The 20,990-nt window shown below is 72.4% G+C and carries 18 protein-coding genes and 1 rRNA gene; 5 read left to right on the forward strand and 14 right to left on the reverse strand.

Going from position 1 to position 20,990, the window contains the following annotated elements; translation table 11 throughout:
- The first annotated feature begins 219 nt into the window (after positions 1 to 219).
- Together ACWD1Z_RS21995 and ACWD1Z_RS22000 are read left to right on the forward strand one after the other, a co-directional pair.
- Positions 220 to 1,074, forward strand: a complete 855-nt coding sequence (locus ACWD1Z_RS21995) for a TauD/TfdA dioxygenase family protein (RefSeq protein WP_451120962.1) — start codon at positions 220 to 222, stop codon at positions 1,072 to 1,074.
- Between the two features lie 73 nt (positions 1,075 to 1,147).
- Positions 1,148 to 2,530 (forward strand): FAD-binding oxidoreductase, encoded by a 1,383-nt coding sequence (locus tag ACWD1Z_RS22000; protein WP_451120964.1) that lies wholly within the window; start codon positions 1,148 to 1,150, stop codon positions 2,528 to 2,530.
- A gap of 11 nt (positions 2,531 to 2,541) precedes the next feature.
- Here ACWD1Z_RS22000 and ACWD1Z_RS22005 read toward each other — a convergent pair whose 3' ends face one another.
- Complete coding sequence (locus ACWD1Z_RS22005) at positions 2,542 to 4,131, reverse strand: flavin monoamine oxidase family protein (protein WP_451120966.1); 1,590 nt, start codon at positions 4,129 to 4,131, stop codon at positions 2,542 to 2,544.
- 11 nt (positions 4,132 to 4,142) lie between these two features.
- Positions 4,143 to 5,639 carry an APC family permease gene (locus ACWD1Z_RS22010; RefSeq protein ID WP_451120968.1) on the reverse strand — a complete coding sequence of 499 codons (1,497 nt, stop codon included), beginning with the start codon at positions 5,637 to 5,639 and terminating at the stop codon, positions 4,143 to 4,145.
- A 233-nt stretch (positions 5,640 to 5,872) separates the two neighbouring features.
- Between ACWD1Z_RS22010 and ACWD1Z_RS22015 the strand changes: the two genes are divergently transcribed.
- Complete coding sequence (locus tag ACWD1Z_RS22015; protein ID WP_451120970.1) at positions 5,873 to 7,501, forward strand: PucR family transcriptional regulator; 1,629 nt, start codon at positions 5,873 to 5,875, stop codon at positions 7,499 to 7,501.
- Positions 7,502 to 7,511: 10 nt separating this feature from the next.
- Here ACWD1Z_RS22015 and ACWD1Z_RS22020 read toward each other — a convergent pair whose 3' ends face one another.
- The 5 genes from ACWD1Z_RS22020 to ACWD1Z_RS22040 form a co-directional block, all read right to left on the reverse strand.
- Positions 7,512 to 8,654: a glycosyltransferase family 4 protein gene (locus tag ACWD1Z_RS22020; RefSeq protein WP_451120972.1), complete on the reverse strand. Its 1,143-nt coding sequence runs from the start codon at positions 8,652 to 8,654 to the stop codon at positions 7,512 to 7,514.
- A 265-nt stretch (positions 8,655 to 8,919) separates the two neighbouring features.
- Positions 8,920 to 10,662, reverse strand: coding sequence for a DNA repair protein RecN (gene recN, locus ACWD1Z_RS22025; protein ID WP_451120974.1), 1,743 nt, complete (start codon positions 10,660 to 10,662; stop codon positions 8,920 to 8,922).
- 138 nt (positions 10,663 to 10,800) lie between these two features.
- Complete coding sequence (locus tag ACWD1Z_RS22030) at positions 10,801 to 11,706, reverse strand: NAD kinase (protein WP_389419513.1); 906 nt, start codon at positions 11,704 to 11,706, stop codon at positions 10,801 to 10,803.
- On the reverse strand, positions 11,703 to 12,518 hold the full coding sequence (locus ACWD1Z_RS22035) for a TlyA family RNA methyltransferase (RefSeq protein ID WP_451120976.1): 816 nt from the start codon (positions 12,516 to 12,518) through the stop codon (positions 11,703 to 11,705). The genes ACWD1Z_RS22030 and ACWD1Z_RS22035 overlap by 4 nt, the downstream gene beginning before the upstream one ends.
- 7 nt (positions 12,519 to 12,525) lie before the next feature.
- Complete coding sequence (locus ACWD1Z_RS22040; RefSeq protein WP_451120978.1) at positions 12,526 to 12,804, reverse strand: hypothetical protein; 279 nt, start codon at positions 12,802 to 12,804, stop codon at positions 12,526 to 12,528.
- A gap of 42 nt (positions 12,805 to 12,846) precedes the next feature.
- On the opposite strand from ACWD1Z_RS22040, the gene ACWD1Z_RS22045 reads away from it, so the two are divergent.
- Positions 12,847 to 13,194 (forward strand): SCP2 sterol-binding domain-containing protein, encoded by a 348-nt coding sequence (locus tag ACWD1Z_RS22045; RefSeq protein ID WP_451120980.1) that lies wholly within the window; start codon positions 12,847 to 12,849, stop codon positions 13,192 to 13,194.
- A 22-nt stretch (positions 13,195 to 13,216) separates the two neighbouring features.
- On the opposite strand, the gene ACWD1Z_RS22050 is transcribed toward ACWD1Z_RS22045, so the two are convergent.
- The 4 genes from ACWD1Z_RS22050 to ACWD1Z_RS22065 all read right to left on the reverse strand — a co-directional run bounded on the left by ACWD1Z_RS22050 (position 13,217) and on the right by ACWD1Z_RS22065 (position 17,226).
- A complete protein-coding gene (locus ACWD1Z_RS22050; protein ID WP_451120982.1) occupies positions 13,217 to 14,062 on the reverse strand; it encodes an ABC transporter ATP-binding protein in 846 nt (281 codons plus the stop codon).
- Positions 14,059 to 15,096 carry a FecCD family ABC transporter permease gene (locus ACWD1Z_RS22055; protein ID WP_451120984.1) on the reverse strand — a complete coding sequence of 346 codons (1,038 nt, stop codon included), beginning with the start codon at positions 15,094 to 15,096 and terminating at the stop codon, positions 14,059 to 14,061. Before ACWD1Z_RS22055 ends, ACWD1Z_RS22050 begins: the two co-directional genes overlap by 4 nt.
- A complete protein-coding gene (locus ACWD1Z_RS22060) occupies positions 15,093 to 16,136 on the reverse strand; it encodes a FecCD family ABC transporter permease (RefSeq protein ID WP_451120986.1) in 1,044 nt (347 codons plus the stop codon). Before ACWD1Z_RS22060 ends, ACWD1Z_RS22055 begins: the two co-directional genes overlap by 4 nt.
- A gap of 61 nt (positions 16,137 to 16,197) precedes the next feature.
- Positions 16,198 to 17,226 (reverse strand): HAD hydrolase-like protein, encoded by a 1,029-nt coding sequence (locus ACWD1Z_RS22065; RefSeq protein ID WP_451120988.1) that lies wholly within the window; start codon positions 17,224 to 17,226, stop codon positions 16,198 to 16,200.
- Between the two features lie 72 nt (positions 17,227 to 17,298).
- Between ACWD1Z_RS22065 and ACWD1Z_RS22070 the strand changes: the two genes are divergently transcribed.
- A complete protein-coding gene (locus ACWD1Z_RS22070) occupies positions 17,299 to 18,591 on the forward strand; it encodes a DUF1015 domain-containing protein (protein WP_451120990.1) in 1,293 nt (430 codons plus the stop codon).
- A 66-nt stretch (positions 18,592 to 18,657) separates the two neighbouring features.
- Here ACWD1Z_RS22070 and ACWD1Z_RS22075 read toward each other — a convergent pair whose 3' ends face one another.
- From ACWD1Z_RS22075 to rrf, 3 genes are all read right to left on the reverse strand, one after another.
- On the reverse strand, positions 18,658 to 19,377 hold the full coding sequence (locus ACWD1Z_RS22075; RefSeq protein WP_451121008.1) for a hypothetical protein: 720 nt from the start codon (positions 19,375 to 19,377) through the stop codon (positions 18,658 to 18,660).
- Complete coding sequence (locus ACWD1Z_RS22080) at positions 19,269 to 20,492, reverse strand: hypothetical protein (protein ID WP_451121012.1); 1,224 nt, start codon at positions 20,490 to 20,492, stop codon at positions 19,269 to 19,271. The genes ACWD1Z_RS22075 and ACWD1Z_RS22080 overlap by 109 nt, the downstream gene beginning before the upstream one ends.
- Before the next feature lie 223 nt (positions 20,493 to 20,715).
- Positions 20,716 to 20,832 (reverse strand): 5S ribosomal RNA (gene rrf / locus ACWD1Z_RS22085).
- Positions 20,833 to 20,990: the final 158 nt, after the last annotated feature.

Raw genomic sequence — 20,990 nt, forward strand, 5'->3', positions numbered from 1 at the left:
CGGCCGAGAGCTCGAAGGCCTTCGCGGACTACGCCTTCCTCTTCGCGGTGCCCTGCTTCCTGTTCGGGAACATCTACCGCAGCGATCTGGGCGCGCTGTTCGACTGGCGGGCCCTGACCGGGTACGCGACCGCGGCGGGCGCCGCGGCCGTGCTCACCGGGGTGGTGGCCCGGGCCACCGGGGTGCGCGATCCGCGGGGTGTGGCGCTGCCCAGCTCCCGTGGCGGAGATCCGCCGGGCCGTGCTGGCCCACCGCGTCGTGTTCTTCCGCGACCAGGACATCACCCACGCCCAGCAGATCGCCTTCGGCCGCCGCTTCGGCCCGCTGCCCCGGCGCCCAGGCAAGCAGCACGGCGTCCACCCCGAGGGACACCCGGAGATCCTCACCGTCGACCCCCGGCGCGACACCGAGCGCTACGGCGCCGACTTCGAGGAGCGCTACCGCCGCAAGTGGACCTCCCCGCTGGCCGGCTGGCACAGCGATCTCACGCAGGCCGTCAACCCGCCGAGCCTGTCCGTCCTGCGCGCAGAGAAGACCCCGGCCTTCGGCGGCGACACCCAGTGGACGAACACCGTCGCCGCCTACGAGGGCCTGTCGGCGCCGCTGCGGGAGTTCGTGGACGGGCTGACGGCCGAGCACGCCTTCTTCACCGCCGTCCACCTGCGCCACTCCGACGAACGGGACCGCGAGATCCTGCGGACGTACTGCGCGGACCCGCAGGCCGCCGTCCACCCGGTGGTGCGCGTCCACCCCGAGACCGGCGAGAAGGCGCTGTTCGTCAGCCCGGGCTCGACCACCCGCGTCACCGGGTTCTCCGAGCTGGAGAGCCGCCATCTGCTGGAGCTGCTCTTCCAGCATCTGACCAGCGCCGAGTACACCGTCCGCTTCCGCTGGGAGCCCGGCTCCGTCGCCCCGTGGGACAACCGCAGCGCCTGCCACCTCGCGCCCACCGACTTCGCGCACCTCGACGTCGAGCGCGTCATGCACCGGGTCACCGTCCTCGGGGAGCCGGCGCAGGGGCCGAGCGGGTTCGTCTCGCGGCTGGTGGCGGGGGAACCGATGCGCGCCTGGTAGGCCGACGGGCGTCCGGGGCAGGGCCCGCCTAGGCTGGAACCGAACGAATCCCCCACGCGGAACGGGGGCGGCCATGGCTCCCCTCTCGAAGGCCGGCGCGGCCCTCGCCGCGCTGCGCGAGGATCTCAGCGGCGATGTGTTCGCCCCGCAGGACGTGGGCTACGACGAGGCCCGCGTCGTCTTCAACGCGATGATCGACCGCCGTCCCGCGGTGATCGCGCAGTGCGTGAACGAGGACGACGTCGTACGTGCGGTGCGCTTCGCCCGGGATCTGGACCTCAACATCGCGGTGCGCGGCGGCGGCCACAGCGTGGCGGGCATGGCGCTGAACGACGGTGGCCTGGTCATCGACCTTCGCCATATGCGCGCGGTCGGCGTCGATCCCGCGTCCGAGGCGGTACGGGTCGCGGGCGGCGCCACGATGAGCGACCTGGACCACGCGACCCAGGTGCACGGGCTGGCCACCACCGGCGGCCGGGTCTCCACCACCGGCGTCGGCGGCTTCGTCCTCGGCGGCGGCACCGGCTGGCTGGACCGCTGGAGCGGACTGGCCGTCGACAATCTGCTCGCCGTCGAGCTGGTCACCGCCGACGCCCGCCGGATCCGGGCCAGCGCCGACGAGAACCCCGAGCTGTTCTGGGCGCTGCACGGCGGCGGCGGCAACTTCGGCGTGGCGACCTCCCTCACCCTGAAGCTGCACGAGCTGCCCGAGTTCGCCATGGCCTTCCTGCTGTACCTCCCGGAGCACGGCCGCGAGGTCGTCCGCACCTTCCGCGACCTGTTCGCCGTGGCCCCGAACGAGGCGGGCGGCGGCGTGCTGTATCTCACCGGCCCGCCCGGCGAGTTCTGCCCGCCGCACCTTCAGGGCACCCTGCTGTGCGCGGCGCTGCTGACCTGGGCCGGCGGCGAGGCGGACCTGCGCAAGGCGGCGGAGCCGCTGCTGGCGCTGCCGCACGAGGCGGCGCTGGTCGGGGCGATTCCGTACGTCGACGCGCAGTGCATGATCGACGATCCGCCGGGGTTCCGGAACTACTGGTCGGCGGAGTACCTCTCGGGTCTGCCCGACGACTACGTGAAGGTGTTCTGCGCCGGCGCCGAGGCGATGCCCGTGCCGACCGGGACCATCCACGCGCTGATGCCGCAGGGCGGCGCCATCGCCGACGGGCCGAGCCGGTACCCGGTGCCCTACCGGGACGCCGCCTGGGTCACCCACCCGTTCGGCATGTGGGAGGACCCGGCGGACGACGCGCGGGGCATCAAGTGGGTCCACGACGCCCGCGACGGCGCACAGCCGTGGAGCACCGGGGCGGTCTACCTCAACTTCATCGGCGCGGAGGGGCCGGAACGCGTGATCGCCGGCGTGGGCGCGACGAACTACCGGCATCTGGAGGAGATCAAGCGGAGGTACGACCCCGACAACGTGTTCCGCTTCAACCACAACATCCGGCCCCGGTGAGCGTCCCCGGCCTACCGCACGGCGGCGATCACCTCCTCGGCCGCCCGCTCGCCCTCGGTCGCCCCGCCCTCCATGAAGCCCTGGAAGTCGTACGAGCAGTGCTCGCCGCCGATGTGGACGTTGCCCTGGGCGACGCCCTCATAGCCCGCGTACCGGTGGACGTAGCCCACGGGCCAGTACGAATAGGCGCCCTGCGTATAGGGGTTGAGGTGCCAGGCGGAGAGCTGGGCCCGGCCGGTCCAGGCGGTGGAGGTGCCGGGGAAGAAGGCGTCGATGCCCTTCAGGTACCTCGCCGCGAGACGGGTGACGTAGGGATCGCGCTCGTCGGAGAAGGGTCCCGCCGGGGTCAGGGCGCGGGCCAGGCTGCCGCCGTTGTACTGGATGAGGATGCCGCCCGTGCCGGGCTGGACCTTGGTGGTGTCCCAGGTCTGCTGGACCTCGGCGTCGGTGAAGCAGTCGCCCGCCGAGACGCCGGGCCAGGGTCCGGTGCCGCGCCAGGGGCGGCGGGAGAACTGCATGTTGAGCTTGGTGCAGTGGCCCATGCGGGCGTCCCGCAGGAGGCTGGTCATCCGGGTGTCGAACCCGGCCCGGGTGAGGTCGAGTTGTTTCAGGACCGGCAGCGGGACGCACAGGATGGTGTGGTCGGCGGTGACGGTGCGGGTGGCCCCCGCCTCGGCGAAGGTGAGGGTCTGGGTGCCGTCGCCGTTGGCCCTGAGCGCCTGCAGGGCCCAGCCGTGCCGGACCGTGCCGTCGGGCAGGAAGTCGGCGATGGCGCGCGGGAGTTGGTCGTTGCCGCCGGTGATGTGGTAGCGCTCGTTGGACAGTCCCCAGATGTTGAAGTTGCCGGGATTGGTCTGGTAGCCCATGAGCAGCACCAGGGCGAGCGCCGACTGCTCGGTGGTGTCGGCGCCGTACTCGACGTTGTAGGCGACGTCGAAGAAGCGGCCGAGCGGCGAGTCGTGGCCGCCCGGGACGCGGGCGTCGATCCAGTCGTACAGGGACATGGTGTCCAGCGCGGTGCCGGTCGGCGTGGTGCGGTTCCAGCGCACCTCACCGGAGTCCAGCAGGTCCCGGTGGAGGGCCTGGTAGACGGCCTTGAAGTCCTCGTCGGCCTGGTGGCGCGGGTAGTACTCGCCGTTGAACCACAGGACTTCTTCCGCGCCGACCGGCCCGCCGCCCAGGAAGTCCTCCACGGGCAGCCCGAACCGGCGGCACAGCTGGAGCATCTTCTTGTGGCCGGTGTCGATCAGCTCCCCGCCGATCTCGGATATCTGGCCGTACGCCCAGTGGTCGCGCTGGGTGTACATACGGCCGCCGACCCGGGCCGGGTCCGCCTCGTAGAGCGTGCAGGCGTACCCGGCGTCGTGCAGGGTGAGGGCGGCGGTGAGGCCGGCGATTCCGGCGCCCACCACCGCGATCCGCGGGGCGGACGCGGCGGCGGCCGGGGCCGCGGCGGCGGTCATCGCCGTGGCGGCGACCGCGCCCTTCAGGACGGTACGGCGGCGGACGCGGGCTTCCGCGACGGGCAGTCCGAGCCGCTCGGCGGCCGCGTGATCGGCGAAGAGGGTGCGCAGGACGTGCATCGAGTGGGTGCGTGACACGGTGCCGCTCCTCAGACGTTGACGGGGTGGTTGTCCGTTCGCTCGGCCGCGTCCTCCAGGACGATCCGGCCGATGATCTCGTAGCGCTCCGGCCGCTTGGCCTTGAGGTAGAACCCGAGGCCGAGCCCGCCGAAGAAGACCAGCCCGACGATCCACGGGATGGCCTTGAAGAAGAGCGAGTCGGCCGCCGTACCGGCCGCGGTGTCCAGGTTGGCCACCAGCAGCCCCACCACCGCGATCATGCCGAGGCCGCCGAGCAGGGGGGCGGTCAGGGTGCGGAACCAGTGGCGGTCCTCGGGGTGGTTCTTGCGGAAGTAGCCGATCACGGCGAAGGAGCACAGGGTCTGCACGATGAGGATCGCCATCGTGCCGAGGATCGCGAGCAGGGTGTACAGGTGGATGTAGGGGTCCTGGCCGGTGAGCCAGAAGGCGCCCACCAGAGCGATGGCGATGACCGACTGCACGAAGGACGCGATGTGCGGCGAGCCGTGCTTGGCGTGGGTGCGGCCGAGGGCCGGGTGCAGGAACCCCTCGCGGCCGATGGCGTAGAGATAGCGCGCCGCGCACTGGTGGAAGGCCATGCCGCAGGCGAACGACCCGGTGATCAGCAGCCACTGGAAGGTGTCCACCGCCCAGGCGCCGAGGTAGGAGTGGGCGGGGTCGAAGAACAGGTCCAGCGGGCTGGTGCCGGAGGACCGCTCGACGGAACCGTCGAGGCCGTTGCCGGCGATGGTCATCCAGGAGACGTAGATGTAGAAGACGCCGACCCCGATCACGGAGATGAGGGTCGCGCGCGGGATGACCCGCTTGGGGTCCTTGGACTCCTCGCCGTACATCGCGGTCGACTCGAAGCCGACCCACGACCAGAAGGCGAAGAACAGTCCCAGCCCGGCGGAGGTGCCGGTGAAGGCGTTGACCGGGTTGATCGGCTCGACGGGGATGCCGTCGGGGCCGCCGCCGTTGAGCAGGACGGCGGTGGCGACCGCGAAGAGGACGGCGATCTCCGCTATGAGCATCACGCCGAGCGCCTTGGCGGTGAGGTTGATGTCGAAGAAGGCCAGCACGGCGGTGACGGCGAGCATCGCGAGGGCGTACAGGATCCAGGGCAGGTCGACGCCGAGCTGATCGTGGACGGTGGTCTTCGCGAAGTAGGAGAAGACACCGACGATGGATGCCTCGAAGACGATGTAGGCCAGCACGGCGAGCATGCCGGAGGCCATGCCCGCGATCCGGCCGAGGCCGTGCGAGATGTAGCCGTAGAAGGCGCCGGCCGCGGTGATCCGCCGGGCCATGGCGACGTAGCCGACGGAGAACACCGTCAGCACCAGGGTCGCGAAGAGATAGCCCGCGGGCGCGCCCGTGCCGTTGCCGAAACCGACCGCGATGGGCAGGTTCCCCGTCATCGCGGTGATCGGTGCGGCGGTCGCCACCGCCATGAACACGACGCCCACCAGACCTACGGAATTCGCCTTGAGCCGATGGACCTCTCGCGTGGGTGTTTCTGACATTCCCCGCCCCTCTCAGCATTTTCAATGCAGTGCCACAACGAAATCCGAAGGTGAACCCGGTCTTCTGTGTCGGATGCGCCAGTGTGGCGGCGGAGTGACGCGCGCCACAACAGACACGCGGTCATGCAAATCCCGCCGTGGCGCGACGCATTGTCGTGCCCGGGGGCCGGAAGATCGTCTCCGTAACCACCCGGAGATGTCCCGGAAGCACCGGCGCGGGTAGCGTCCGGCCCATGGACAGCGGATACGACACTCAGGGCGCCGGAATCACCGTGCGGCGGGCGCTGGAGCTGCCCGGCCTGCGCGGCGGGCTCCCGGAGATCCTGGCGGGCGCCGACCGCCTGGGGCGCACCGTGCGCTGGGTGCACGCGGGCGAGGTGCCCAACATCGCCTCGCTGCTCAAGGGCGGCGAGCTGCTGCTGACCACCGGATACGGCCTCGGCACCCGTCCGGCCGAACAGCGCGCCTTCGTCCGCACACTGGCCGAACGCGGGATCGCCGCCCTGGTGGTGGAGCTCGGCCCGCGCTTCACCCGGCTGCCCGCGGCCCTCGTCGACACCGCGCGGGCGGCCGGGCTGCCGCTGGTCCAGCTGCACCGCGAGGTGCCGTTCGTGACGGTCACCGAGGAGATCCACACCGAGATCGTCAACGGCCACTACGCGCTCCTCCAGCGCGCCGAGGAGGTCCACCGCCGCTGCACCGAGGCCCTGCTGGGCGGCGGCGGCATCCCCCAGGTGCTGGGCATCCTCGCCGGCTTCAGCGGCAACCCGGTGTTCCTGGAGACGACCGACGGCCAGCTCCTGTACGCCGCGGGGGCGGGCCCGGAGAACGCCGACCCGCTCCAGGTGTGGGAGGGACTGCGCGGCCAGCACAAGGACGCGCCGCCGGCCGGGTCGGTCCTGGTGGACGTGCCGGGCGGCGGACCGGGCACGGGCTCGGTCCGCGCCCGTCTGGTCCTGCTGCCGGTACGGGCTCCGCTCGCCCCCGTGCACCGGATCGCGGCGGAACGGGCGGCCGGCATCCTCGCCGTCGTCCTGATGCAGGCGCGGCAGGAGGAGGAACTGGCGGCCCGGGGCCGCGGCGACTTCCTGACCGACCTGGCCGAGGGCCGTGTCGCCGCGGAGGACGCGCCCGCGCAGGCGCGCGTGCTGGGCTTCAAGCCGGGTGACGGCCCGCTGCTGCCGGTGGTGATGCGGCTCGGCGACGGGCTGTCCCCGGGTGGCGGCTGGGCGGTGCTGGCCCGCGCGGTCGCCGAGGAGCTGGCGTCGGTGGGGGTCCCGGTGCTGCTGGGCGTACGGCCGGTGGAGGGCCGGGTGCCCCTGCTGCTCGGCCTGCGCTCGGAGTCGGAGCGGTCGGCGGTCGCGGACCGGGTCGCGGCGGCGCTGCGGGCCGGGGTGGAACGGGCCGGGATGCAGCGGCCGGGGGCCCAGCCACCGGTCGTCGTGGTGGGGGTCGCGGGCGGCTGGGCGGCGGCCTCGGCGAGCCTGCGGCACGCGGCGGAGACGGCGACGGCGGCGCAGGGCCTGACCGACCGCGCCTGGTACGACGCCCGCCGCCTGGACATCGACCTGCTGCTGTGGCGGCTGCGCGACCATCCCGACCTCGCGGCCTTCGTGGACCGCGCGATCGGCCCGCTGCGCGCGCACGACGCCCGCTCCAAGCCACCGCTGCTGCCGACGCTGCAGACCTATCTCGCGCACGCGGGCCGCAAGGCGGAGACGGCCCGCGAACTGCATCTGAACCGGCAGACCCTGTACAACCGGCTGGCCCGCATCGGCGAGTTGCTGGGCACCGACCTGGACGACCCGCACTCGGTACTGGCGTTGAGCCTGGCCCTGCGGGCCCGCCGGCACGTGACGTGACCCGGCGGCCTCAGATCAGCGGCCTGGGCTGGGTCAACTCGTCGTAGACGCTCAGCACTTGAGCGACCGTCTCGTCCTCGGTCGGCCAGGTGCCCACCTGCCGCAACCCCCGCTCCCGGAGCAGCTCGCAGCGCTCGGGGTCGCCGAGCAGGCGCGTGACGGTCTCGGCGAGCGCCCCCGGATCGCCGTACGGGACCAGTTCGGCCGCGTCGCCGACGAGTTCGGGCACGCCGCCGACCTCGGTCGCGACGAGCGGCACGCGCGCGTAAAGGGCTTCCTGGGCGAGCACGGACCGCGCCTCCCACCGGCTGGTCAGCAGCGCGAGGTCGGCGGCGGTGAGCAGTTCGCGCACATCGTCACGGCGCCCGATGAGCCGGACGGGCAGCCCTTCGTCCTCGATACGGCTCTGCAGCTCGGCCCGCAGCGGCCCCTCGCCCGCGATGACGACGAGCGGCAAGGGGTCCATCCGGCGCCACGCGCGCGCGGCGTCCAGCAGGACGTCGTAGCCGCGATGCCGTTCGAGAGTGCCGACCGCGATGAGCAAGGGCCGTCCGGTGGCGCCGAGTTCGGCCCGCACCTTGGGCCGCAGCCGCTCGGCCTCCTCCTGCTCGCTCTCGAGGGCACTGCGCGCTCCGGGCAGCGACACGGCGGCCAGCCGCGCGTCCCGGGCGCCGGTGCGGCGGGCCCGGTCCACGAGCGCCGAGGTGGTGCCGAGGACCACGGCGGCGGCCCTGGCGACCCGCCGCTCCAGCAGGCGTACGAGATGGGCGCGGGCGCCCTCGGCGTGCGCCCGGTCGTGCCAGGTGACGACGAGGGGGGTACGCCGTCCGCTGAGCGCGAGCACGGCACGGAAGGAGGCGTGCAGCCCGTGCGCGTGCACCAGATCGGCGTCCGCGCAGACCGCCCGGAGCGCGGCCACGGAACCGGGGTCGCTGCTGCGGGGCACGTGCACGTGTTCGGCGCCGACCCCGGTGAAGCCGTAGAGGTGATCGGCCTCGACGGGGGCGCACACGGTGACCCGCACGCCCCTCGCGACCAGCCCCGAGGCCAGCGATCGCACGTGCACGCTGCTGCCGGCGTTGCCTCCGCCCAGCACCTGCACGGTGCGCAGCGGCGACTGGCCGTGCGGTGAGTGGCTGCTCACGGGGGTCACGTGGCCGGGCTCCTGGTTCGGGGTCGGGCGGTCACGAAGAAAGTACAGAAGGATCGGGCGGAGGGGGTGAACCGCGAGGATCCCTGCGCGTACGACATGTACCGCCAAGGATGCCAGGACGTACGGGTGTTCCGGCACCGCCGAGCTGACCGACAGCTCCGGACGACACGGGCGGGAGCGGCCCCGGAGTCACCCACACGGGTGAGCGACAGCACGAACGTCCGCGAGCCGAAGCCGCCGGGCGCCGGCGCCCCCCGTCACGCCCCTACCCGTCCCCCCGAGCCGTGGCCAGCAGCTCCTCCGCGTGGGCCCGGGCCGTCTCCGAGTCCTCCTGGCCCGCCAGCATCCGCGACAGTTCCCGGATCCGTTCCTCGCCCTCCAGCACCTTCACCCCGGACCGGGTCACCGACCCGTCGTTGGTCTTCTCCACCAGCAACTGCCGGTCGGCGAAGGCCGCGACCTGCGGAAGATGCGTCACGACCACCACCTGCGCGGTCTTCGCGAGCCGCGCGAGCCGCCGCCCGATCTCGACCGCCGCCTTGCCGCCGACACCGGCGTCGACCTCGTCGAAGAGATACGTCGGCACCGGATCCGTGCCCGCGAACACGACCTCCACGGCCAGCATCACGCGCGACAGCTCACCACCGGACGCCCCCTTGGCGATCGGGCGGGGCGGCGCCCCGGGATGGGGGGCGAGCAGCAGCTCGACCTCGTCCGCGCCGGACGGCCCGTACGCGACCGTGCGCCCGTCGACCTCCACGCCCTCGGGGTCCTCGCTCTGCCGGATGTCGAAGGACACGCGCGCGTGCGGCATGGCCAGCGAGGCCAGCTCGGCGGTCACGGCGGCCGCGAACCGCTCGGCGGCCTCCGTCCGGGCGTCGGTCAGCGCCTGCGCGAGCCCGCCCAGTTCGGCGCGGAGCGCGTCCCGTTCCGCGGTCAGCTCGTCGATCCGCTCGTCGTCGCCGTCCAGCTCGGTCAGCCGCGCGGCGCCCTCCTCGGCCCAGGCGAGAACGGCGGCGACATCCTCGCCGTACTTGCGCGTCAGGCCCGTCAGCGCCGCCCGCCGCTCCTCGACGGCGGCCAGCCGCAGCGGATCCGCGTCGAGGTCGTCGGCGTACCCGGCCAGCTCCCCCGCCACATCGCCCAGCAGGATCCCGATCTCGCCGATCCGGTCGGCGAGCGCCGACAGCGCGGAGTCGTGCGACCGTACGGCGTCCAGCGCCCGCTGCGCGCCCGCCACGAGCGTCGTCGCGTCGATGCCCTCGGGGTCCTCGGGGTTGCCCGCGAGCGCGGCGTGCGCGGCCGTGGCGGCGGACGACAGCGCCTCGGCGTGCCCGAGCCGCTCCGCCTCCTCCGCGAGCTCCACGTCCTCACCCGGACGCGGTTCGACGCCGGAGATCTCCTCCAGACCGAAGCGCAGCAGGTCGGCTTCCTGGGCCCGCTCACGCGCGCGCGTGACGATCTCGCCGAGCTCGACGGCGACGGCCCGCAGCCGCCGGTACGCCTCGCCGTACTTGGCGAGCGGCACCGCGACGGCGTCCCCCGCGTACCGGTCCAGCGCCTGCCGCTGCCGCGTCAGCTTCAGCAGCCCCTGCTGGTCGGTCTGTCCGTGCACGGCCACCAGGTCGTCGGCCAGCTCGGCGAGCAGCCCGACCGGCACACTGCGCCCCCCGAGATGGGCCCGCGAGCGCCCCTCGGCGGAAACGGTACGGCTGATCAGCAGCGCCCCGTCGTCGAGCTCGGCCCCGGCCTCCTCGGCCCGTACGGCCGCCGAGGAGGCCGCGGGCACGGTGACCCGCCCCTCGACGACCGCCTTCTCCGCCCCTATGCGCACCAGCGCCGCGTCCGCCCGCCCGCCGAGCAGCAGCCCGAGGCTGGTGACCACCATGGTCTTGCCCGCACCCGTCTCACCCGTGACCGCGGTGAACCCGGGCGACAGCTCGACGACGGCGTCGTCGATGACTCCGAGCGACCGTATCCGCATCTCTTCCAGCACGGACACGACCATACGAGGTAGGGGCGCCGCAATGCGAGGCACCCTGTCACCCGGGGGAGTGGTCCGACCTGAAGGGGCGCGGGGAACTGCGCGAGCAACCACGACGAACCCGCACCCGCCGGCACAAAAGCAACCACCCCTCACAGGTGGCTAGTGAGGCGCTCCCCGCCACCCGGAAACCGGCAGCGCGAACTTCGCCACCAGCCGATCCGTGAACGAGGCATGATGCAGCCGGGCCAGCCGCACCGGCACCGCCCCCCGCCGCACCTCCACCCGCGCCCCCGGCGGCAACTCCACGGTCCGCCGCCCGTCGCACCACAGGACCCCCGGCGGAATATGAGGCAGCACCTCCACCGCCAACACGGAATCCGGCGACGTGACCAGCGGCTTCGCGAACAGCGCGTGCGCGGAGATCGGCACCATCAGCAGCGCCTCCACCTCGGGCCACACCACGGGCCCGCCCGCGGAGAACGCGTACGCCGTGGACCCGGTCGGCGTGGACAGCACGATGCCGTCGCACCCGAACCCGGTGACCGGCCGCCCGTCGATCTCCAGGACGACCTCCAGCAGCTTCTCCGCACCGGCCTTCTGCACGGCCGCCTCGTTCAGCGCCCAGTCCGTGTGCACGATGTCGCCGTTCCGGTGGACGACGACATCGACCGTCATCCGCTCCTCGACCTCGTACGCCTTGGTGACCACCCGGTCGACGACCTTGTCGAGATCGTCCCGCTCGGCCTCCGCGAGGAAGCCGACCCGCCCCAGGTTCACCCCGAGCATCGGCACCCCGGACGCCCGCGCGAACTCCGCGCCGCGCAGCAGCGTCCCGTCCCCGCCGAGCACGATCAGCAGCTCGCACCCGTCGAGGCACTGCGGAGTCGCCTCCTCGACCAGCTCCACGCTCTGCGGCAGCGGCAGATCGGCGGCCTCCGCCGCCAGCACCCGTACGCCGATACCGGACCGCAGCAGCCCCTTCACCACCAGCTCGGCGCTGCGGATCGCCGCGGGCCGTCCGGTGTGGGCCAGCAGGAAAACAGTTCGAGCTCGGTTCTGAGTCAACGCGGCCCCTCCGCCACTGCACGGTCAACGTCGGCCGGGTCCAGCGCCGGTGCCCCGGACCGCAGCCACAGGAAGTACTCAACATTCCCGGACGGCCCCGGCAGCGGACTCGCCGTGACCCCCCGCACTCCGAGCCCCAGCTCCCAGGCCCGCCCCGCCACACCCCGTACCGCCTCGGCGCGCAGTTCCGGGCTGCGCACCACACCCCCGCTGCCCAGCCGCTCCTTGCCCACCTCGAACTGCGGCTTGACCATCATCACCAGGTCGGCGTCCGGCTTCACGCACCGCACGAGGGCGGGCAGCACCAGACCGAGCGGGATGAAGGACAGGTCCCCCACGACAAGATCCACCGGCTCCCCATCGATCGCGTCGAGCGTCAACTCGCGTACGTTCGTACGGTCTTTGACGGTGACGCGTTCATCACTCCGCAGGGTCCAGGCCAGTTGTCCGTATCCGACGTCGACGGCGACGACGTGCGCGGCCCCCGCCCGCAGCAGCACGTCCGTGAAGCCGCCGGTGGACGCCCCCGCGTCCAGCGCCCGCCGCCCCTCGACGAGCAGCCCCTGGGGCACGAAGACCTCCAGCGCGCCGGCCAGCTTGTGGCCGCCCCGCGACACGTACTCGGGATCGCTGTCGTCGGAGGAGACGACGATCGGGGCCGCCGTCTCCACCTGTGTGGCCGGCTTGGTCGCGACGGTCTTGCCGACGGAGACCCGCCCCGCGGCGATCAGCTGACTGGCGTGCTCGCGCGAGCGCGCGAGCTTCCGCCGGACCAGCTCCGCGTCGAGACGGCGACGTGCGACTCCTGCCACGTTCGGTTCAGCTCCTACTGCCATACGCCGATGGGGGCGCCGGAGGTCCCGGGCGGGCGTCGAGCGCGGTGAGCGCGTCGCGCAGCCCCCGGTGTACATCCTCGTACACCTCGACGTGTCCGTCCGTGGCGAGGTGGTCGGCGTCGGCGAGACGTTCCAGCTGCGTGTCGACCTCGGCGTGCCCGGTAGGGGTACGGGGGACGTCCAGCGGGGCGGGGGCGGCGGGGTCGTACTCCGGCTCCACCGCCCCGGGGGAGGTGTCCGTTTCCGTGACTGCGTCGCTCATGCCCCGACGCTACCCCGAAGCGCTGCGGTACCGTCGATCGCGATGGCCACGATCGCAGAGTGCCGCGCCGCACTCGAGAAGCTCTCGGACTCCATGCAGCACGCCGAGGGGGACGTCCGTACGGCCGCCGCCCTGGACCGCTCGGTCAGCTGCCACATCACCGACCTGGACGTCACCTTCGTCGGCCGCCTCCAAGGCGGCCGGATCCAGGTGCACGACACTGTCCAGGGGCCACCGCCGGAGAAGGCCGCGATCAGACTGGCCATGACCGGCGACGACCTGGTCGCGCTGGTCGACGGCGAGCTGCACTTCGCCAAGGCCTGGGGTTCGGGCCGGGTGAAGCTGCACGCGGGCGTGCGCGACCTGCTCGTCCTCAGGAAGCTGCTCTAGCCCGCCCTTCAGCCTTCTCGTCTCAGGCGGGAGTCTTCACCGCGCGTGCCTTGCGCGCGGCCGGCACCACCAGCGGGGTCCCCGTCTCCGGGTCGTCGATGATCTGGCAGCGCAGCCCGAAGACCTCCTCGACCAGTTCGGCCGTGACGATCTCCTTCGGCGCCCCCTCCGCGATGACCTCGCCGCCCTTCAGGGCGATGAGGTGGGTGGCGTACCGGGCCGCGTGGTTGAGGTCGTGCAGCACGGCGACGAGCGTGCGGCCCTGCTCCTCGTGCAGCTCCGCGCACAGGTCGAGGACGTCGATCTGGTGCTGGATGTCGAGGTAGGTGGTCGGCTCGTCGAGCAGCAGCAGCGGCGTCTGCTGGGCGAGCGCCATCGCGATCCACACGCGCTGGCGCTGGCCGCCGGAGAGTTCGTCGACGTACCGGTCGGCGAGTTCGGCGACCCCGGTCTGCCGCATCGACTCCTGGACGACCCGCTCGTCCTCGGTCGACCACTGGCGCAGGATGCCCTGGTGCGGGTACCGGCCGCGGCCCACCAGATCGGCGACGGTGATGCCGTCGGGCGCGATGGAGGACTGCGGCAGCAGCCCGAGCGTCCGCGCGACCTTCTTGGCCGGCAACGACTGGATGACCTGCCCGTCCAGCAGCACCCGGCCCTGGTTCGGCTTGAGCATCCGCGACAGCGCCCGCAGGAGCGTCGACTTGCCGCAGGCGTTCGGGCCGACGATCACGGTGAAGGAGTTGTCGGGGATCTCCACCGACAGCTGCTCGGCGATGACCCGCTGGTCGTAGGCCAGGGTGACGTTCTCGGCGGACAGGCGGTTCACAGTGCTCCTTCGGATGTTCTTGTGCGCGGTGCCGCTCATATCCGGCCCGCCCTGCGCTCGGTGACCAGCAGCCACAGCAGGTAGACGCCGCCGACCACGCCGGTGACCACGCCCACGGGCATCTGGTCGGCGCCGAAGACGCGCTGCGAGGCCCAGTCGGCGACGACCAGCAGGGCGGCGCCCATGCACAGGGACGGCAGCAGGTTCGGTCCCGGCGAGCGGGTCAGCCGGCGGGCCAGCTGCGGTGCGGTGAGCGCGACGAAGCTGACGGGGCCCGCGGCGGCCGTGGCGGCCGCGGTGAGCAGCACGGCGGAGATCATCAGCAGCGCCCGTACCCGCTCGACCCGCACCCCGAGCGCGTTGGAGACGTCGTCGCCCATCTCCATCATCCGCAGCCCCCGCGCGTTGGCGAGCACCAGCGGCACCAGGACGGCGCACAGCGCGAGCAGCGGCCAGACCTGCGCCCAGTCCCGGCCGCTGAGGGAGCCGGTCATCCACACGACCGAGCGGGCCGCGTCGACGATGTCGGAGACGGTCAGCAGATAGCCGTTGACGGCGGTGAGGATCGCCGACATGCCGATCCCGACCAGGACCAGCCGGTAGCCGTGCACGCCCTGCTTCCAGGCGAGCAGGTAGATGGCCAGACCGGTCACCAGACCGCCCACCAGGGCACCGAGCGTGACCTGGCTCGCGCTCCCCGAGAACAGCACGATCATCGTGAGCGCCCCGGCCGTCGCGCCCTGCCCGAGGCCGAGGATGTCCGGACTGCCCAGCGGATTGCGCGAGACGGCCTGGAACAGCGCACCGCCGAGCCCGAGCGAGGCCCCGACCAGCAGGGCCACCAGGACCCGCGGCAGCCGCAGCTCGTTGACGATGAACTCCTGCCCCGGATCGCCGTTGCCCACCAGCGTCCTGACCACGTCGCCCGCGGAGATGGGGAAGTCCCCGGTCCCGATCAGCACCACGCTCGCGGCGAACGCGGCGAGCAGCAGCAGGAGTACGACGGTCAGGGCCCGGACGTCGAGCCGGGCGGAGAAGCCGCCCGGGGTGCGCACGGCACGGTTGGTCTTCACAGCTGCGCCGTCCTCCGCCGTCGTACGAGCAGGATGAACACCGGACCCCCGATGATCGCGGTGATGATGCCGACCTGGACCTCCGAGGGCCGGGCGATGACCCGGCCGATGACATCGGCGCCGAGCAGCAGCACGGGCGACAGGATGCCCGCGTACGGCAGGATCCAGCGCAGGTCGGGTCCGGTGAAGGAGCGCACCACGTGCGGCACCATCAGGCCGACGAACACGATCGGCCCGCAGGCGGCGGTCGCGGCCCCGCACAGCACGGTGGCCGCGAGCATGGACAGCGCCCGGGTGCGGCCGAGATGGGCGCCGAGCGCCTTGGCGGTGTCGTCGCCCATGGACATGGCGTTCAACGGCCGGGCCAGCGCGAGCGCGAGGACCATGCCGGTCACCAGGAACGGCAGGACCTGCGCGATGGTCGACCCGGTAGCCGACGACAGCGAACCCACCGTCCAGAACCGCATCCGGCCGAGCGCCGCGTTGTCCGCGATCATGACGGCCTGGAGGTAGCCGTAGAGCGCCGCGCTGATCGCGGTACCGGCCAGCGCGAGCCGCACCGGCGTGGCCCCCCGGCTGCCGCCGAGGAACCAGACCAGCGCCCCGACCGCGGCCGCGCCGAAGAAGGCGAACCAGATGTAGCCGCTCATCGAGGTGACGCCGAGGAACGCGATGGCGGTGACGACGGCGGCGGAGGCACCGGCGTTGATGCCGAGCAGTCCGGGATCGGCCAGCGGGTTACGGGTGAGCGCCTGCAGGACGGCCCCCGCCAGACCGAGCGCGGCACCGGCCAGCAGCCCCAGCACGGTCCGGGAGATCCGCTCGTCGACCACGACGTCGCCGTACGTCCCCGTGTCCTGGAACAGGCCGTGCCAGACCTGCGCCATCGAGAGGTCCTTCGCCCCGATCGCGATGCTCGCCAGCGCGACGAGCACCAGCAGCACGACGGAGCCGAGAAGCCCAAAGGAACGTATCGCCCGGCGGCTTGGGGGCGCGGGGGCGGTCTCCGCGCGCTGTTCTGGGGGACTGTCGACCAACACGCAGTTAGGTTAGCCTACCCTCGCATTCCGCCTCGACGTCGAGTCGGCACCGGACGAGGGCTCACCAGCCCAGCCGGGCCAGCGCCTTACCCGGGTCCAGCGTGCACGCACCCTCGCCCGCAGCCGTCCAGGCCGCCGCACACAGCGCGCGCAGCCCGTCCAGCGCCTCACCGTCACCGTCCAGCTCCAGCCGGTCCGAACCGGCCGTGGCCGTCCAGCCCCCGCACCGGAACCCGTCGCCCTCCGCCGTGACCTCCGGCTGCCCGGTGAGCAACCCCCGCAGATCGGCGTCCACATACGTCGGCCGGTGCTGCGGCGGCGCCGCGAGCACCTGCGCGCCGTCGGTGACCCCGGTGAGCACCAGCAGGGAATCGACCTCGCCGTTGAACGCCCCCTCGATGTCCGTGTCCAGACGGTCCCCGACCACCAGCGGCCGCTCGGCGCCGGTACGCAGAATCGTCTCCCGGTGCATGGGAGGCAGCGGCTTGCCGGCCACCTGCGGCTCGGCCCCGGTCGCGATCCGGACGACCTGCACCGCCGCGCCGTTGCCCGGCGCGATCCCCCGCGCACTGGGAATCGTCAGGTCGGTGTTGGACGCGAACCACGGCACCCCGCCCGCGATGGCGTACGACGCCTCGGCGAACCGCCCCCACGCCAAGTCCGGCCCGCCGTACCCCTGCACGACCGCCGCCGGCTCGTCCTCCGCCGACTCCACGGGTACGAGCCCCCGCTCACGCAACGCCACCCGCAGCCCCTCACCACCGATGACGAGCACCCGGGCACCGGCCGGCACCTGCTCGCTGATGAGCCGCGCGACCGCCTGCGCCGAGGTGATGACATCGTCCGCGCCCGTCGGTATGCCCAGCTCGGTCAGGTGCTCCGCGACCGCGTCCGGGGTCCGCAGGGCGTTGTTGGTGACGTACGCCAGATGCATCCCGCCCTCCCGGGCCGTGGCCAGCGACTCGACCGCGTGCACGATCGCGTTCCCGCCCGCGTACACCACGCCGTCCAGGTCGAGCAGCGCCGTGTCGTACGCCTCGCTCAGGGCCCGGCCACTGCCCTCGGGCCTCGTCCTGACGCTCCGGCTCATTCCGCATCGCTCCTCGTTCGACGGCTTTCCCCCGATCATCCCGCATGCCACTGACACACGTACGATGCCGGGATGAACTCAGCAGGTCACTCGGAAGCGAAGACGCGCCGGGGCCTGGAACTCACCCCGTTCCGAGGCCTTCGATACGACCCCGACCGGGTCGGCAGTCTGGCCGCCGTGACGTCCCCGCCGTACGACGTCGTCGTCCGCCCCGACGGCCTGCACCACCTTCAGTCGGCCGACCCGTACAACATCGTCCGCCTGATCCTCCCCCAGGCCGGCACCGCGGACGCCCGCAACGAACAGGCCGCCTGGACCCTGCGCCGCTGGCTCTCCGAGGGCGTCCTGACCACCGACGACGAACCCGGCCTGTACGTCTACGAACAACGCGACGAGAGCGGCCTGCTGCAGCGCGGCGTCATCGGCGCCCTGCGCCTGTCCGAGCCGTCGGAACAGGTGGTCCTGCCCCATGAGGACGTCATGCCGCATGTGGTCGCCGACCGCGCGGCCCTGATGCGCGCCACCTCGGCGAACCTGGAACCCCTCCTGCTCACCTACCGGGGCAACGGCTCGGCCACCGACGCCTCCGCCGTGCTCGAGCGCGTCATCGAGCAGCCCCCGCTGCTCGCCACGACCACCGAGGACGGCTTCCGGCACCGCCTGTGGGCCCTCACCGCCCCCGACGACGTGGCCCGCATCCAGTCCGACCTGGCCCGCCACCAGGCCCTGATCGCCGACGGCCACCACCGCTGGGCGACCTATCGCCGCCTGCGCGCCGAGCACCCCTCCCCCAGCCCCTGGGACTACGGCCTCGTCCTCCTGGTCGACACCGCCCGCTACCCCCTGCGCGTCCGCGCCATCCACCGCCTGCTGCACGGCCTGCCGGTGACGGACGCCGTGGCGTCCCTGGAGGGCCTGTTCCGGGTCCAGCGCCTGGAGGTCGCTCTCTCCGACGCCCTGGCGGCCCTCGCCGACGCGGCCCGCGACGGCAACGCCTTCCTGCTCGCCGGCGACGGCGCCTTCCACCTCGTGGACCGCCCCGACCCCCCCCTCCTGGCCCGCACGGTCCCCGACGGCCACCCGCCGGCCTGGCGCACCCTGGACGCGACGGTCCTGCACGCCACGCTCCTCGACCAGGTCTGGCACATCCCCGAGGACGACCCCACCCGCATCGCCTACATCCACGACGCGGCGGCCACCGTCCGCAAGGCGGAACGCGACGGCGGTACGGCCGTACTGATGCACCCGGTCCGCGAGGAGGTCGTCCGCGATCTCGCCCGCCAGGGCGTCACCATGCCCCGCAAGTCGACGTCCTTCGGCCCGAAACCGGCCTCGGGCCTGGTCCTGCGCGCACTGGACCTGTGAACGCTGGATCTCCGAAAACACAAGGGGCGGATCCCAAAGCTGGGATCCGCCCCTTTTCAGTCCGTCCTACTCCTCGTCGTCGGAGGCGTCCGGCGTCTCGTCCTCGTCACCGAGGGCATCGACGAACTCGACTCCGTCCAGCTCCGCGAGCCGGTCCGAGGCATCGGTGCTGCCGTCCTTGTCGGACTCCACGGCCTTCGCGAACCACTCCCGCGCCTCGCTCTCCCGCCCCGCCGCCAGCAGCGCGTCGGCATAGGCGTACCGCAGCCGCGCGGTCCACGGCTGTACGGAGTTGGAGGCCAGCTCGGGGCTCTGCAGCGTCACGATGGCCGCGTCCACCTGCCCCATGTCACGCCGGGCACCGGCCGCGACGAGCCGCATCTCCACCTGCCCGGCCTTGTCGAGCTTGTGCACCTCGGGCGCCCCGGCCATGTCCAGCGCCTTCTCCGGCCGCCCGAGCCCACGCTCGCAGTCGGCCATGAGCGGCCACAGGTCCACGGTCCCGGTCATCCGCCGCGCGGCCCGGAACTCGGCGAGCGCCTCGGAGTACTTCTGACTCGCGTACGCCGCGAACCCGGCAGCCTCCCGTACGGCGGCGACACGCGACGCGAGTCGCAGCGCCACCTTGGAGTAGCCGTACGCGCCCTCGGGGTCCTCGTCGATGAGCCGCGCGACCATCACCAGGTTCTTGGCGACATCCTCGGCAAGCGTCTTCGGCAGGCTCTGCAGCTCCTGCCGTACGTCCTTGTCGATCTCGTCGCCCGTGACGTCCTCGGGGATCGGCAGCCGCTTGATCGGCTCCCGGTCCCGTTCGTCGCGACCGCGGTAACCGCCGCGGTCACCGTCCCGACGCTCGTACCCCCCGCCACCACGGCGGTCATCGCGCCCACCGCGGTCATCCCGCCCACGGAACCCACCGGGACGCCCGCCCCGGTCGTCCCGACGGTCGTCACTGCGGCGGTCGTCCCGGCGATCGTCCCGACGGTCCTGCGGACGGAAGCCACCCCGGTCACCGCGGTCATCACGGCGGAACCCACCACGGTCGTCGCGGCCGCGGTAGCCACCACGGTCGTCATCACGGCGGAACCCACCGCGGTCACCGCGGTCGTCATCACGACGGAAGGCAGGACGCTCACCCCGGTCATCACGACGAGGACCCCGGTCCCGGTCATCACGGCGGGGCCCACCCTGACCCGGACCCTGCCGGTCGTCCCGCCGGAACGGCGGACGCGAACCGCGGTCACCCTCACGACGGTCATCACGACGGCCGCCGTAGCCACCACCACCGCCACGGTTGTCATCACGGCGGAACCCACCGCGGTCACCGCGGTCGTCGTCACGACGGAAGGCAGGACGCTCACCCCGGTCATCACGACGAGGACCCCGGTCCCGGTCATCACGGCGCGGCCCACCCTGACCCGGACCCTGCCGGTCGTCCCGCCGGAACGGCGGACGCGAACCGCGGTCACCCTCACGACGGTCATCACGACGGCCGCCGTAGCCACCACCACCGCCACGGTTGTCATCACGGCGGAACCCACCGCGGTCACCGCGGTCGTCGTCACGACGGAAGGCAGGACGCTCACCCCGGTCATCACGACGAGGACCCCGGTCACGATCGTCACGGCGCGGCCCACCCTGACCCGGACCCTGCCGGTCGTCCCGCCGGAACGGCGGACGCGAACCGCGATCGCCTTCGCGACGGTCGTCACGACGGCCGTAACTACCGCCACTGCCACGGTTGTCGTCACGACGGAACCCACCGCGATCGCCGCGGTCATCGCCTCGGCGGTCGTCACGCCGGTCGTCCCGACGGTCGTCCCGTCGGTCATCTCGCCTGTCGTCACGGCGGACGTAACCACCGCCGGCGCTGCCCCGACCAGCGTCACGTCGGTCGTCACGGCGGTCATCGCGGCGGAAACCGCCACGGTCGTCGCGGGCGCGGTAGCCACCACGGTCGCCGCGGTCCCCACTGTCCCGTCGCCGCTGGTCGCGCTCCGGTCGATCGTCGGGAGAGTTGGTGGACATCGGTGACTCCTGTCTTCGGTACCGCAAGCATTGTAAAAACAAAAGGACCCCTGGTCCCAGCTGAACGCTGGTGACCAGGGGTCCTTCCCAAAGATTGTTCGGCGGCGTCCTACTCTCCCACAGGGTCCCCCCTGCAGTACCATCGGCGCTGTAAGGCTTAGCTTCCGGGTTCGAAATGTAACCGGGCGTTTCCCTCACGCTATGACCACCGAAACCCTAATGGTTTCGAGCGAACAAGCACACTTTTCTGTTATGCGTTCAGCTCAAAATCCGGCAACGGTCGTTGCCTCAGAACTAACACAGTGGACGCGAGCAACTGAGGACAAGCCCTCGGCCTATTAGTACCGGTCACCTCCACACCTTACGGTGCT

Source organism: Streptomyces sp. NPDC002784 (assembly GCF_053592135.1).

What these genes read in the sequence shown, in the direction of transcription:
- ACWD1Z_RS22000 (WP_451120964.1), top strand. Translation starts at nt 1,148, where the DNA reads ATGGCTCCCCTCTCGAAGGCCGGCGCGGCCCTCGCCGCGCTGCGCGAG.
- ACWD1Z_RS22010 (WP_451120968.1), bottom strand. Translation starts at nt 5,639, where the DNA reads ATGTCAGAAACACCCACGCGAGAGGTCCATCGGCTCAAGGCGAATTCC.
- ACWD1Z_RS22015 (WP_451120970.1), top strand. Translation starts at nt 5,873, where the DNA reads ATGGACAGCGGATACGACACTCAGGGCGCCGGAATCACCGTGCGGCGG.
- recN (WP_451120974.1), bottom strand. Translation starts at nt 10,662, where the DNA reads ATGGTCGTGTCCGTGCTGGAAGAGATGCGGATACGGTCGCTCGGAGTC.
- ACWD1Z_RS22040 (WP_451120978.1), bottom strand. Translation starts at nt 12,804, where the DNA reads ATGAGCGACGCAGTCACGGAAACGGACACCTCCCCCGGGGCGGTGGAG.
- ACWD1Z_RS22045 (WP_451120980.1), top strand. Translation starts at nt 12,847, where the DNA reads ATGGCCACGATCGCAGAGTGCCGCGCCGCACTCGAGAAGCTCTCGGAC.
- ACWD1Z_RS22050 (WP_451120982.1), bottom strand. Translation starts at nt 14,062, where the DNA reads ATGAGCGGCACCGCGCACAAGAACATCCGAAGGAGCACTGTGAACCGC.
- ACWD1Z_RS22065 (WP_451120988.1), bottom strand. Translation starts at nt 17,226, where the DNA reads ATGAGCCGGAGCGTCAGGACGAGGCCCGAGGGCAGTGGCCGGGCCCTG.
- ACWD1Z_RS22070 (WP_451120990.1), top strand. Translation starts at nt 17,299, where the DNA reads ATGAACTCAGCAGGTCACTCGGAAGCGAAGACGCGCCGGGGCCTGGAA.